We start from the raw sequence: 12,552 nt of genomic DNA, 5'->3' as shown, positions 1-12,552 counted from the left end.
CAGCACCAATTATCGACTACTTGCCCGCGGCAGCAGCCAGGATGGTTTTTGCCAAGGGTCCGCCCGTGACAGCGCCCAGGTCACCGTCCTCAACAAAGACGGCAACGGCAATGTCACCCTGGGCAGCGATGACCCACGAGTGCGTGCGCGGCGGCACATCATTGCCATACTCGGCAGTGCCTGTTTTGCCGATCGCGCCCGGCCCAGGCAACTCCCCCAGGATGTTCAGATAGCCCTCGGTGACAACGGCACGCATCAGTGTGCGCAGGTCCGCCGCTTCCTTGGCAGTCAGCGCCGCGCCCTCTGCAGCCTTGGCTTTGCCGTCGTACCCATCGACAAGGCGGGGCACCACAGCAGAACCCTTCACCACAGTGGACATCATGGTGGCCATGTTCAGCGGGGAGACCTGCACCTTGCCCTGGCCAATCATGGAGGCGGCATGCTCGGTGCCGGCCGAGTCGCGCGGCACTGAGCCGGTAAAGGCGGCCAGGCCCAGATCATTCTCCATTCCAATGCCCAGCGCACCGGCTGCATCGGCCAGCTTTTCTTGGGAGAGGTTTTCGAATTGGGAGACAAAAGCCGTGTTGCAGGAATGAGCGACGGCGGTTGTCAGCGATATTTCCCCGGTCGCCTCGGGAGCGTAGCCGGGTGCGTTGAAGAACTTTTTGCCGTCAGCCGTGAATTGAGGGGTGCAGTTCACGGTGGAGCTTGGGGTCATGCCTTGGCGCAGCAGTCCCAGTGAGGTGGCGATCTTAAACGTTGATCCTGGCGCGTATTGGCCCAGGAAGGCCGTGTTGTAGCCTGCACTGTCAGGGCCGTTGGCGGACGCCAAAATGGCTCCGGTGGACGGGCGCATCACCACGATGGAGCTGGGTGTCTTGACCTCGGCCAGTGCATCTTCGGCAGCACTTTGCAACCCTGTGAGCAAAGTGGTCTTGACATCTTTACCGTCGGTGGGGTCCACGGAGAAGAGGGTCTTAGCCGGCGGGCTGGCCGCATCAGCCGGGATCCCGGCGTCGTTCGTGGCAGTGGAAGCCGTGGGGGTGGAAGTCGCTGGCGTTGCTGTAGTGGCCGCAACGGCGCTGATGGTCACGCCCGGGGTGCCAGCCAGTTGGGCGTCGAAGGAGGCCTGCAACCCGCCTGAACCCACCACCTGCCCGGCAACAACCTTCCCCTTGGACTTTTCAATGTCCTCGGCGGTGGCCTCGTGGACCGACCCGAGCAGGGCTTGGGCGAAGGTGCGCGACGGGGCCAGCGGTTGGGTGGCGGACGTGACGAGAACGCCCTTGACGGCGTCGAGCTTGGCCGGGTCCAAAGCTGCGAAAGCCTCCGCCCGCAAGGTGATTGCGTCGACAAATGCGACCGGGCCATAGGCCTTGACCTTGGCGGCATACGCCTCTGGATCAATGTCGATCAGGGCTGCGAGCGCCTTGGCACTGGTCTCGGCTTCGGCGTCGCTCAGGCCGTCCTTGTTGATGCCTACGATCTTCACGGGGCGCTCTTTGACGATCTCCTCACCATCGGCTGCTAGGATACCCGCGCGGACACCGTGGGTGGTGGTGAGCTTGAAACGGTCTCCTGCGGCCAGTTTTGGTTCCACCATTTCCGGCGTCCATGCGATGGTCCAGTCGTTGCCGTTGCGTTTCATGTCGGCACCGGTGGTGTACGTCCAGGGCTTCGCCACGTTCGGAATGGCCCAGGAGTAGTCCAGCGAGACGCGGGCGGTGTCATCCGTGATGGCAACACCGGCGACACTGACCGTGGGCCAGACCGCGCCGATGCTCTCTGATAGTCCGGTGAGTTCTTTTTGCACGTCCGCAGCAGGCTTGTCAAAGCTCAACTCCCCCACTGTGTGGGAGCCAAGCGCTTTGGCGAGGTCCTCTGCGGTGGACGTCCCGTTATCCTGCGGGGAACAGGCCGTCCCAGCAAGGACGAGGCCGAAGGTGAGAAGCAAGGTTGTGGCGCGGCGAATCATTGACTCCCTGACGTTGGTGTGTGCCTTCACACTACCCACAACTGGAGCTTGGCCCGTGCCGCTCTACTCGGAGGACGACTCAGGCGGCCGGAGGTTCTCCATGGCTTCCGTGGTGGCCTCGGTCATGTCATGGAGGAACCGTTGCACCAGGGCCAGTTCTTCCGGGGTGTAGTTGTGCAGGGTTCCCGCCAGCTGTGCGGCCAGCGGCATGAACAAATCGCGCCCAACACTCCGGGCATGATCGGTCATGGCGAGCTGGATCTGTCTCCGGTCGGTCTGGTTACGCAGCCGGTTGACGTGCCCGGACCGCTCGAGACGGTCAACCAGGGCAGTGGTTGCGGGCGAACTGAGATTCAGGGCCTCACCGAGCTTGCCCGGCGTCATCGCCTTGGCGTCACGTCCGGGACGAATCAAGAAGCCCAAGGCATTGAGGTCGGTGCGGTGCAGACCGTGCAGGGAGGCTGCCCGATCAACGTAACGATCTGATTCCAAGGTGAATTCACGCATAGCGGCGAAAAGCTCGGCGTGGGGCTGTGGAGGCTTCATGCATCAATCATCCTCCCTTTCCATACTTCTAGATTATATTATATCTTCACTATAGAATCTCTCCATAATGGAAGTATCATGTCACTATGAAAACTGTTGACTGGTCCCCCAAGCGTTGGCTGAGAATTGCCCTGCCCGCCATTTTGATTCTCATCTGGTTTGCGGCTGCCGGCATTGGCGGGCCCACGTTCGGGAAAATCTCCGACGTGTCCACCAATGACCAAGCAAGCTTCCTGCCCGCCAACGCCGAGTCCACGGTGGTGCTCGACTGGCAGGCTCGGTTTGTGGACACCCAGGCCATTCCCGCAGTGGTGCTGCTGACGAGCGAACAGCCCCTGACTCAGGCCCAGCTGGGGGAAATCTCTGCGCTGTCACAGAAAATGGGTGCGGTCACAGGGGTGCAGCAACCCGAGCCTCCGGCCACCACCACCATTGCCGGCCCCATCCCCTCTGCCGATAAATTAGCGGTGGAGTTTCTGGTGCCCATTACAGGGACTGAGGAAATCAACACAGTGGTGGGCGACTTGCGCCAGGTCCTGAAGGACTCGGCTCCCGCAGGCCTGACCGTCTACGTCACCGGACCCGCCGGCCTCACCGCCGACCTTGTCAGCGCCTTCGCAGGCATTGACGGCGTGCTGCTTCTGGTTGCACTGCTGGCCGTGTTCGTTATCTTGTTGGTGGTGTACCGCTCAGTGGTGCTGCCCATCCTGGTTCTTTTCACGTCCGTGGTGGCACTGAGCGCGTCCATTTTGGTGATCTACTACCTCGCCAGTTGGGACTGGATCAAGCTCAGTGGTCAAAGTCAGGGCATTCTTTCGATTTTGGTCATTGGCGCCGCCACCGACTACTCCCTTCTTTTAGTTGCCCGCTTCCGCGAGGCCCTGCACCAGGTCCAGTCCAAGTGGGCTGCCCTGGGCCGAGCCATGCGCGGAGCCTGGGAACCAATCCTCGCCTCGGGATCAACCGTCATCCTGGCCATGCTGTGCCTGCTGTTTTCAGACCTCAACTCCAACCGCTCCCTAGGCCCCATTGCGGCAATTGGCATCTTCTTTTCCCTGCTGGCGGCCTTGACCTGCCTGCCGGCACTGCTGGTGGTCTTTGGCCGTGTCGCCTTTTGGCCCTTCCGCCCCAAAGTTGAGCATGCACACGCCCACAAGCATGCCGCCCTGTCCAAGTCCCCACTGACTGAGGCGACCATGCACGACGTCGATCTGGGCCTTGCCGGGATTGGCGGCCTCTGGCGGCGGGTGGGTTTGCTGATTGCCCGCAAACCCCGCGTCACGTGGGTGGTGACACTTGTGCTGCTCCTTGCGGCAAGCACCGGAGTCCTGCAACTGCAGGCCAATGGCGTCTCCCAAACTGAGGTGATTCTGGGACAAAGCAATGCCGTGGACGGGCAGAAGGCCCTTGCCAAGCATTTCGACGGCGGCAGCGGATCTCCCGTAGTGATCATTGTTGACGAAAACAAGCAGGCACAGGTGCTGGCGGCCGTCACCGGCACAGCAGGAATAGCCGACGCGAGCTTCTACACCGGTAACGGCAGGCCCGACGCCGCGGCACAGCCCGTCGTGAAGGATGGCCGGGTGCTGCTCAATGCCACCCTGAAGGACCAGGCGGATTCCGACGCCGCAGAGCAGGTCGTGGTGGATCTACGTGATCATTTGCCCGCCGTGGATTCGGGTGTGTTGGTGGGCGGTGTTTCGGCCATTGCGCTGGACACCAATGTCACGGCACAACGGGACCTGGTAAAGATTGTGCCGCTGGTGCTTGTGGTCATCACCATCGTGTTGATGCTGCTGCTGCGCTCCATCGTGGCACCGCTGTTGTTGATTGGCTCAGTGGTGCTCTCCTACGCCGCAACCATGGGCATCTCGGCACTGGTGTTCAACCACGTGTTCGGCTTCCCCGGCGCCGACGCCACGGTCCCCTTGTTTGGCTTCGTGTTCCTCGTGGCCCTTGGCGTGGACTACAACATCTTCCTGATGACACGGGTGAGGGAGGAATCACTGCTCATGGGCACCCATGCCGGGGTGCTGCGGGCCCTCGGAAAAACCGGTGGTGTCATCACTTCCGCCGGCGTGGTGCTGGCTGCAACGTTTGCCGCGCTAGGAGTCATCCCACTGCTGTTCCTGGCCCAGCTGGCCTTCATCGTGGCGTTCGGCGTACTACTGGACACCGTGATTGTGCGCTCACTGCTGGTCCCGGCCGTGACCTACGACGTCGGCAACCACGTTTGGTGGCCATCCAAGCTCAGCAAGCGCGGACCCACAGGCACCCAGCGCAATGCGGATGCTCCCGAGCGTGTCGGCATTCCCATCCCCTAGCCTGCGCCCACTGCCCGCTGCCCGCTGCCCACTGAGGGGAAATATTGACTTAGCGTATGCTGGGGCAACTATTAGATTCGTGCTGGTCCGAAGGAGTTGGCGGCTGTGAAGGAACTTCGAAACATACCCCGGTGGGCGATGATCCTGTCTTTGTGCGCTGCTGCAGCTTCAGCCACATTTGCGGTGTTGGGGGTAGTCCACTTATTCACGGGGGCAGGGGCGGATCAAGTGCTCTTCGACGTTGTGATTGCCGCAGCGCTGGCACTCGGTGCCTGGTCCGTCGCCGTTAAAGGAAACCCCGCTCTTTCACGGCGAAGTGACAAAGCGCCCAACCGGCAGAGTCCCACCCGCTGGTAGTCTCGTGCGCTGACTAACCGCCGCTGACGGCCACCACGCCGGGGTTGTCCGGGTGGAACACGAGGCGGCGGTTGGCGATCTTATCGGTGAAGAACCTGTCGTGGCTGACCACAAGGACGGCGCCGGGGAAATGTAGCAGCGCCCGTTCCATGACTTGGGTGCTGGACATGTCCAAGTGGTTGGTGGGCTCATCGAGCACCAGCACGGAGGCACCGGAGAGCAGGCACTGCGCCATGGCCACGCGGGCGCGCTGGCCACCGGAGAGGTTGCCGATGCGCTGCTTCAAGTCGGCTTCGGAGAACTGGAACATGGCCAGAAACCTGTTGACGGATTTCTTCGTCGCCGTCAACGCCAGGCTGTCCGGCATCGCATTGACGGCGTGCGTGACGGTGTCCTCGGGATCAAGCTCCTCAAGGACCTGGTTGTAGGAGACCAGTCCCCCGCCCTTGGCCCAGGTGACATACCCGGAATCGGCTGCTTCCTCTCCCGTCAGGGCCCGCAGCAGCGTTGACTTTCCGGAGCCGTTGGAACCGAGCACCACAATCCTGTTGCCACGACGAATCTCAAAGCTGAGGTCGCCAAATAGGGTCCGTTCACCATAGGACTTAGTGAGCGACTCCACACGGCACAGCACGTCCTTGACGTGCAGGCCCCCATAGATTTCGGTGATGATCTTGTCCACGGGACGCGGCGTGCGCGACTTCTTGATTTTCGAGAGCTTGGAATCCAGGCCTCGCGACGCAGCCTTGGCGGCCTCGCGCCGGTCGGAGATCCCCTCCGCTTCAAACGCCAGCAGTTCGGATTCATGCACATACTGGCTCTCGAGGCTTTTGAGCCGGAACTGCTTGGCCACCACGTAGTCGCCGAAGTTGCCTGGGTATTCGTGCAGGTGAAAGTTCTCAACCTCGATGATGCGGGTAACCACCGCGTCGAGGAACTTCCTGTCGTGGGAGACAATGATGGCCGCTCCCCTGAAGTTCTTGAACCATCCTTCGAGCCATTCCACACCGGCCACATCAAGGTAGTTGGTGGGCTCGTCAAGGAGCAATACGTCAGGGGCTTCCAACAGGATCTTGGCCAGTGCGGCACGGTTCCGCCAACCGCCGGAAAGCTCGTCGATGGCGCACACGCGGTGGGCTTGGTTGAACCCAAGGGTTGTCAGCACTTTGTCGATGGAGCGTTGGTAGTCCCACCCGTCCACCCTGTCCATGTCGGCGAAGAGCTCGGATTGCCGGTGGATCAGCTTGTCCATCTCGGCGTCAGAGGGCCCAACGGCGAGCGCAGCATCGATCTGGGCGAGTTCAGCTTCAATGTCCACCACGTGCGCAAACACTTCCTCCAACACTTCAAGGATGGTGGAGCTGCCGTTGAGTTCAGAAAACTGGGAGAAGTAGCCTATCTTCGTGCCCAGCTCCACGCTGACCGTACCGGAGTCCGGTTCCACCTGGTCCAAAACAAGTTTCAGTAGCGTGGACTTTCCCGAACCGTTGCGGCCAATCAAGCCCACCCGGTCCCCGGCCTCCAGCTTGAAGAACGCTTCGCGGAGCACCTGGACCTTGTCGAAGCGCACGGAAACGTCATTGAGGCGGATCAAGCTCATGGGGGTGTTGTCCTTCTGGTTGTGCAGGAAGCCGTTTGTGCAGGCAGCGGGGCTGGGAACACCCGTTGACCATTTTACCGCGTCGCAGCGGAGCCGTCCGCGATCTGCGCAGCTCCCACATCTGCCTGCCCACAGGTGTACATGACTGTTACTACAGCTCCTGCGGGTGACCGGCCACGCCCTTCACTCATACTGCAGCTCCTGCGGGTTCCCTCGCTGAGCACCCGCATAAACCGCAATATGAACCGTAGGTGTGGCGGCACACCCGCATCAGCTGCCAAATTCTTCTGGAATCTCCCAGCTGTCCGTGCCAATGTTGGGTCATGGGAACCATGATTGATTTCAATGCGGCAGGACAGCAGTTTCAGGCCTACCGTTCAGAGCCGTCCGGACCGCCGCGGGGTGCGGTACTGGTCATCCACGAAATTTGGGGACTGGTCCCGCACATTCGAGATGTTGCAGACAGGTTTGCGGCGGCCGGGTATCTGGCAGTGGCGCCCGACCTGATGGGTCTGGCCGGTCTGGATGCCGTGCTGATGGCTGAACTTGGTGCACAACGCGCCGACCCCGCCGCGCAGTCGGAGATCCAGCCGAAGATCCGCGCCGCCATGGCTCCGCTGAATTCCCCGGAGAAGGCGGCATTCATCAGGGCGGGGGTCGCCGCAGTGTTTGAGCAGCTGCAGTCCTCGCCCGAGGGTGCGGGGCGGACGGCTGTGGTGGGCTACTGTTTTGGCGGCACGTATGCCTTTGCCCTGGCCGTGGAGGAACCGCGCCTTGCAGCGGCCATCCCTTTCTATGGGCATGCCGACTATTCAGTGACCGAACTTTCCGCCATCACGTGCCCGGTCTTAGCGTTCTACGGTGCCGACGACTCCGCCTTGGTGGACGCCCTGCCAGAGCTGGCCACTCACATGAAGGAGGCGGGCGTCGACTTCCGCCACACCGTTTTCAACGGTGCCGGGCACGCCTTTTTCAACGACGGCAACCCGAGAATGTACCGCGCCCAAGCGGCACAGTCCGCCTGGACGGCAACACTGGATTTCCTCGAGCAGCAGCTCTCTTAGGATCCCAGCCGGCTGGCAGCGCCGGGCACCCGAGCCGACGTCACGGCGTCGTGCCCTGCAGTTCACACACTGCAGCTGACAACCCTGCAGGCGGTACGGTGGTGGGTAGTTATGTGGCCGCCAACGAGGACGGCCCGATGAATGGATGGAGATTAGATGAGCGCGCCGATTCGTATTGGAATTGCCGGTTACGGAAACTTGGGGCGCGGTGTGGAGGCTGCCATTGCCAAGAACGCGGACATGACGCTGGTGGGCATCTTCACCCGTCGGAACCCGGCAGATCTGACGCCGCTGAACGCCGGAGCCCCCGTGCACTCCATGGATGATCTGGCTGGCCAAGCGGACGCCATTGATGTGCTGATCCTGTGCGGCGGCTCCAAGTCGGACCTGCCCGAGCAGGGGCCGGCGCTGGCAGCGCTCTTCAACACGGTGGACAGCTTTGACACGCACGCGCGCATCCCGGAGTACTTTGCCGCCGTGGACGCACCCGCACTGGCGCACTCCAAGACAGCCTTGATCTCCGCCGGCTGGGACCCGGGAATGTTCTCCATCAACCGCGTGTACGGCGAGGCTTTGCTTCCCGACGGCGACACCTACACGTTCTGGGGCCGCGGCCTGAGCCAGGGGCACTCGGACGCCATCCGCCGCGTTGACGGCGTGGCTGGGGGTGTGCAGTACACGCTGCCCTCCGAAGCTGCCATCGAAGAAGTTCGCAGCGGATCGCGTCCCGAGCTGACGACGCGCAAGAAGCACACCCGCGAGTGCTTCGTGGTCTTGAAAGAGGGTGCCTCGGAGGACGCTGTGCGCGAGGAGATCATCTCCATGCCGCACTACTTTGACCAGTACGACACCACGGTGAACTTCATTTCCGCCGAAGAATTGGCACGCGACCACGCAGCCATGCCCCACGGCGGTTTCGTGATCCGCAGCGGCAACACCACCGATGGGCATGCCCAGGTCATTGAGTACTCGCTGGCGTTGGAGAGCAACCCGGAGTTCACCTCCAGCGTGTTGGTGGCCTACGCCCGCGCGGTGCATCGCATGAGCGCCGCCGGCCAATTTGGCGCCAAGACCGTCTTTGATGTGGCTCCTGGCCTGTTGTCGCCGAAGTCGGCGGCCGCGCTGCGGGCAGAGCAGCTCTAACCCCACCCCACGACCGGCCCCACCACCGACGCTCCTGCACATATCGGTCATATTTCCCCAACGCTCCTGCACTTGTTTGTAGGAGCGTTGGCATTTAACCCCCAGAAAGTGAATGAGCGGGCGCGTGCACCATTCATTGACACGGTACGACATGCGGCCTAGCGTGTTCTCCGTAACCTGAATCATCTTTCAGCTTTGGGGCTGGCCAGAGTCGGCCCAAACGCGTTTTGCCGGGACGGCGATGATGCGGTGAAGCAGCCCGGACATGCAGGCGAACCCTACCCGCACGTGGAGGTCAAGACCGTGGACACGATCAAGGGCGGCTGCGTTTCCGGCGGGGAAGAAGTTTCCCCCACCGCGGTCAAACAGGTGTTGTGCGTGAATGTCAACGCCAAGGACCTTGTGGAGTCCGGCCGGGGCAGGCTTGACCACTTCGAGGTTTGGGCCACTTTCCTCTTTGCCGCGCGGCTTCCATGCACCAGGCTGGCAAAAGTCTCCCGCGCCCGGTTGCGACAGGTCCAATCTCAAGCCAACTCTGCGCCGTCGTCCGCTATTCCCAATGCAGCAGAACGGCAACTTGAATCAGCTGGCTGCGACGAAGGGTCCGTCGCGCAACGTCCGGGGCTGCCAGCACCCAGAATTCACGCATTACCGCCGGGCACCCGGCCTTTTACCGCATCCTCCACCAGAGCGGATTTGTTTCCCGAGGCAGTTTTCGAGGAAATGATGGGCCTGATCGAACGTGCACTGGCACCTGCGGCTCAAACAACGGAACCAATCAGTGGAAGAGGCAACGACGATGAATCAGCATGAGAACCAACCGGCTCCCCAGGCCGGGCGCTTGTCAGGGCGCAGGGCACTGGTCACCGGCGGAGCCAGCGGCATCGGCGAAGCCTGCGCACGGGCCTTTGCCGCCGAGGGCGCCCATGTCACGGTCGCAGATGTGAACGGCGCGGCCGCTGCAGAACTTGCCGAACAGATCGGCGGCACAGTGTGGGAGGTTGACCTCAGTGATACCGCGGCGCTTGAAACGCTGGCGCTGGATACCGACATTCTTGTCAACAACGCCGGCATTCAACGCATTGCCCCCATCGAGGAATTCGTCCCTGACACCTGGCGGCTGATTCATAGGATCATGCTCGAATCCCCATTCCTGCTCATCCGCGCCACACTGCCGGGCATGTATGAGCGCGGGTTTGGGCGCATCATCAACGTCTCCTCGGTCCACGGGCTGCGTGCGAGCGCCTTCAAAAGCGCCTACGTTGCGGCCAAACACGGCATGGAGGGCCTCTCGAAGGTCACCGCTTTGGAGGGCGGGCCGCACGGAGTCACCAGCAACTGCATCAACCCGAGCTACGTCCGCACCCCGCTGGTGGAAAAGCAGGTCGCAGAGCAGGCAAGGGTGCACGGCATCGACGAGTCCGAGGTCATTGCCAAAATCATGCTCACCGAAAGCGCCATCAAGCGGCTCGTTGAACCCCACGAGGTGGCCTCCCTTGCCACCTGGCTGGCCACCAACCAACGACGCCGGCATGGTCACCGGTGCTTCCTACACCATGGACGGCGGGTGGAGTGCCCGATGAACGGGAACCAGCACAACTACCGGACCTGCGACGTTCCGGTTCAGGGCGGCACCATGAGGGTGGGCATCTGGGGCCCCGATGAGCAGCACGCTCCCACCATCCTGGCAGTCCACGGGGTGACGGCGTCGCACCGTGCGTGGAGTGTCCTCGCCGCTCTGCTTCCCGGTGTTCGCATCATCGCCCCTGATTTGCGCGGGCGCGGGCGCAGCAACCACCTGCCTGGCCCCTACGGCATGCCAGTGCATGCTGATGACTTGGCCGACGTGCTGGAGCGGTGCAGTGCGGGCCCAGTACTCGTCGTCGGGCATTCCATGGGTGCCTTCGTCGCGCTGGTCCTCGCCCATCGGCACCCTGCAAGGGTTTCCTCACTGGTCCTGATCGACGGCGGTCTGCCCCTGCAAGTGGCACCCGGGCTCAGCGATGAACAAGTAGTGCAGGCAGTGCTCGGCCCTGCCGCCGAACGGTTGAAGATGGAATTCGCCTCCCCAGAGGAGTACCGCGACCACTGGCGACCCCACCCGGCCTTTGCCGGACATTGGACCGCCGGCGTGGAGGACTATCTGGACTATGACCTCCAGGGGGAGGCACCACATTTGAAGCCTTCCACCAGCTACGCGGCACTGGCTGAAGACACTGCCGATCTGCACCGCGGCACCTCACTGGTCAGCGCTTTACAAGAACTCTCGCACGAGGTCCTGTTCCTACAGGCCCCACGCGGGTTGTTCGATGAGGTCCCCGGCCTGTACCGGGACGACTATGTGGTCCGCTGCGCGCAGAGTCTGCCCCGCTTCGATGCCCACCTGGTGCCGGACACCAACCACTACACGATCGTCATGGACCCCTCCGGCGCCGCCGTAGTGGCGGGATTCATCACGGACCTGCTCGCCGCCGGCTCCGGCACGCCGGACGCCTGAAAGGACACGACGGACATGGATAAGACCTACTCGAATGCGGCTGCCGCGGTGGCTGACATGCCCGACGGCGCATCGCTCACCGTGGGCGGTTTTGGGCTTTCCGGCAATCCGATGCAGCTGATCAATGCCGTGCTGGCCCGAGGCGCCACTGCGTTGTCGGTGGTTTCCAACAACTGTGGCGTGGACGGGTGGGGACTCGGTGTGTTGCTGGCTGCCGGACGCATCCGCAAGATGACGTCCTCCTTCGTGGGGAAACCAAGGAGTTCGCGCGGCGCTACCTCGGCGTAGAACTTGAACTTGAGCTCACCCCGCAGGGGACGCTGGCCGAGAAGTTGCGCGCCGGGGGATCCGGAATCGCCGCGTTCTGCACACGCGCCGGCGTCGGAACCCAGGTTTCCGAGGGCGGGCTGCCGCAAATCCACGATGCTGAAGGCAACGTTGTCCAGGCTTCAAAACCCAAGGAGGTCCGAAACTTTGAACTGGGCCTGAAATCGGCGGACTTCGTGCTGGAGGAAGCCATCACCTCCGATTACGCGCTAGTCCATGCCGCCAAGGGGGACAGGCACGGAAACCTGATCTTCAACAAAGCAGCCCGGCAGCTTTCCCCCGTCGCCGCAATGGCAGGACGCCTCTGCATCGCCCAGGTGGAGGAACTTGTGGAACCTGGACAGCTCGACCCGGATGCCGTGCACCTGCCAGGGGTGTGCGTTCACCGCATCATCGAGGTTGCCGAGGACAATGAAAAGCGCATCGAGAAGCCCATGGTCCGCCCCGACCCTGCGTCCACAGCTGGCCCCGCCACCACAGCAAAGGATGTTTAGCCATGGCCTTGACCCGTGATGAAATGGCGGCCCGTGCCGCCCTTGAACTGGACGACGGCGCGTATGTGAACTTGGGCATTGGGCTTCCCACACTGGTGCCAAACCACCTCCCTGCCGGGCGCATAGTGGTTCTGCAGTCCGAGAACGGGATCTTGGGGGTGGGGCCCTATCCGGCAGCGTCCGACGTCGACCCCGATCTGATCAACGCAGGAAAGGAGACAGTCA

General features: G+C 62.4%; 10 protein-coding genes and 2 pseudogenes. 9 read left to right on the top strand and 3 right to left on the bottom strand.

Annotated elements, in window-relative coordinates:
- Positions 1-16 precede the first annotated feature (16 nt).
- Together Q4P21_RS10600 and Q4P21_RS10595 are read right to left on the bottom strand one after the other, a co-directional pair.
- Positions 17-2,014, bottom strand: a complete 1,998-nt coding sequence (locus Q4P21_RS10600; RefSeq protein ID WP_303388739.1) for a penicillin-binding transpeptidase domain-containing protein — start codon at positions 2,012-2,014, stop codon at positions 17-19.
- A 24-nt stretch (positions 2,015-2,038) separates the two neighbouring features.
- Positions 2,039-2,521, bottom strand: coding sequence for a MarR family winged helix-turn-helix transcriptional regulator (locus Q4P21_RS10595; protein ID WP_303388738.1), 483 nt, complete (start codon positions 2,519-2,521; stop codon positions 2,039-2,041).
- Positions 2,522-2,607: 86 nt separating this feature from the next.
- On the opposite strand from Q4P21_RS10595, the gene Q4P21_RS10590 reads away from it, so the two are divergent.
- Both Q4P21_RS10590 and Q4P21_RS10585 read left to right on the top strand, forming a co-directional pair.
- On the top strand, positions 2,608-4,845 hold the full coding sequence (locus Q4P21_RS10590) for an MMPL family transporter (protein WP_303388737.1): 2,238 nt from the start codon (positions 2,608-2,610) through the stop codon (positions 4,843-4,845).
- A 105-nt stretch (positions 4,846-4,950) separates the two neighbouring features.
- Complete coding sequence (locus Q4P21_RS10585) at positions 4,951-5,202, top strand: hypothetical protein (RefSeq protein ID WP_303388736.1); 252 nt, start codon at positions 4,951-4,953, stop codon at positions 5,200-5,202.
- 13 nt (positions 5,203-5,215) lie between these two features.
- On the opposite strand, the gene Q4P21_RS10580 is transcribed toward Q4P21_RS10585, so the two are convergent.
- Entirely contained in the window at positions 5,216-6,802 is a 1,587-nt protein-coding gene (locus Q4P21_RS10580; protein WP_303388735.1) for an ABC-F family ATP-binding cassette domain-containing protein, read from the bottom strand.
- Positions 6,803-7,125: 323 nt separating this feature from the next.
- Here Q4P21_RS10580 and Q4P21_RS10575 point away from each other — a divergent pair, with 323 nt between their 5' ends.
- The 7 genes and pseudogenes from Q4P21_RS10575 to Q4P21_RS10545 form a co-directional block, all read left to right on the top strand.
- Entirely contained in the window at positions 7,126-7,866 is a 741-nt protein-coding gene (locus tag Q4P21_RS10575; protein WP_303388734.1) for a dienelactone hydrolase family protein, read from the top strand.
- Positions 7,867-8,022: 156 nt separating this feature from the next.
- Positions 8,023-9,009, top strand: coding sequence for a diaminopimelate dehydrogenase (locus Q4P21_RS10570; protein ID WP_303388733.1), 987 nt, complete (start codon positions 8,023-8,025; stop codon positions 9,007-9,009).
- A gap of 249 nt (positions 9,010-9,258) precedes the next feature.
- Positions 9,259-9,822: a hypothetical protein gene (locus tag Q4P21_RS10565; protein ID WP_303388732.1), complete on the top strand. Its 564-nt coding sequence runs from the start codon at positions 9,259-9,261 to the stop codon at positions 9,820-9,822.
- A pseudogene (locus tag Q4P21_RS10560) lies at positions 9,809-10,592 on the top strand (3-hydroxybutyrate dehydrogenase). Before Q4P21_RS10565 ends, Q4P21_RS10560 begins: the two are co-directional and overlap by 14 nt.
- Positions 10,589-11,506: an alpha/beta hydrolase gene (locus Q4P21_RS10555; RefSeq protein WP_369598890.1), complete on the top strand. Its 918-nt coding sequence runs from the start codon at positions 10,589-10,591 to the stop codon at positions 11,504-11,506. The pseudogene Q4P21_RS10560 and the gene Q4P21_RS10555 overlap by 4 nt, the downstream one beginning before the upstream one ends.
- 15 nt (positions 11,507-11,521) lie before the next feature.
- Positions 11,522-12,327 (top strand): annotated as a pseudogene (locus Q4P21_RS10550) (CoA transferase subunit A).
- A gap of 2 nt (positions 12,328-12,329) precedes the next feature.
- Positions 12,330-12,552 (top strand): CoA-transferase (locus tag Q4P21_RS10545; protein WP_303388731.1); only part of this gene is annotated, 223 nt, incomplete at its 3' end.

Origin of the sequence: Arthrobacter sp. (assembly GCF_030540645.1) — a bacterium.
In the GTDB taxonomy this organism is placed as follows: domain Bacteria; phylum Actinomycetota; class Actinomycetes; order Actinomycetales; family Micrococcaceae; genus Specibacter.
This window is presented reverse-complemented; position numbering and strand designations above follow the sequence as displayed.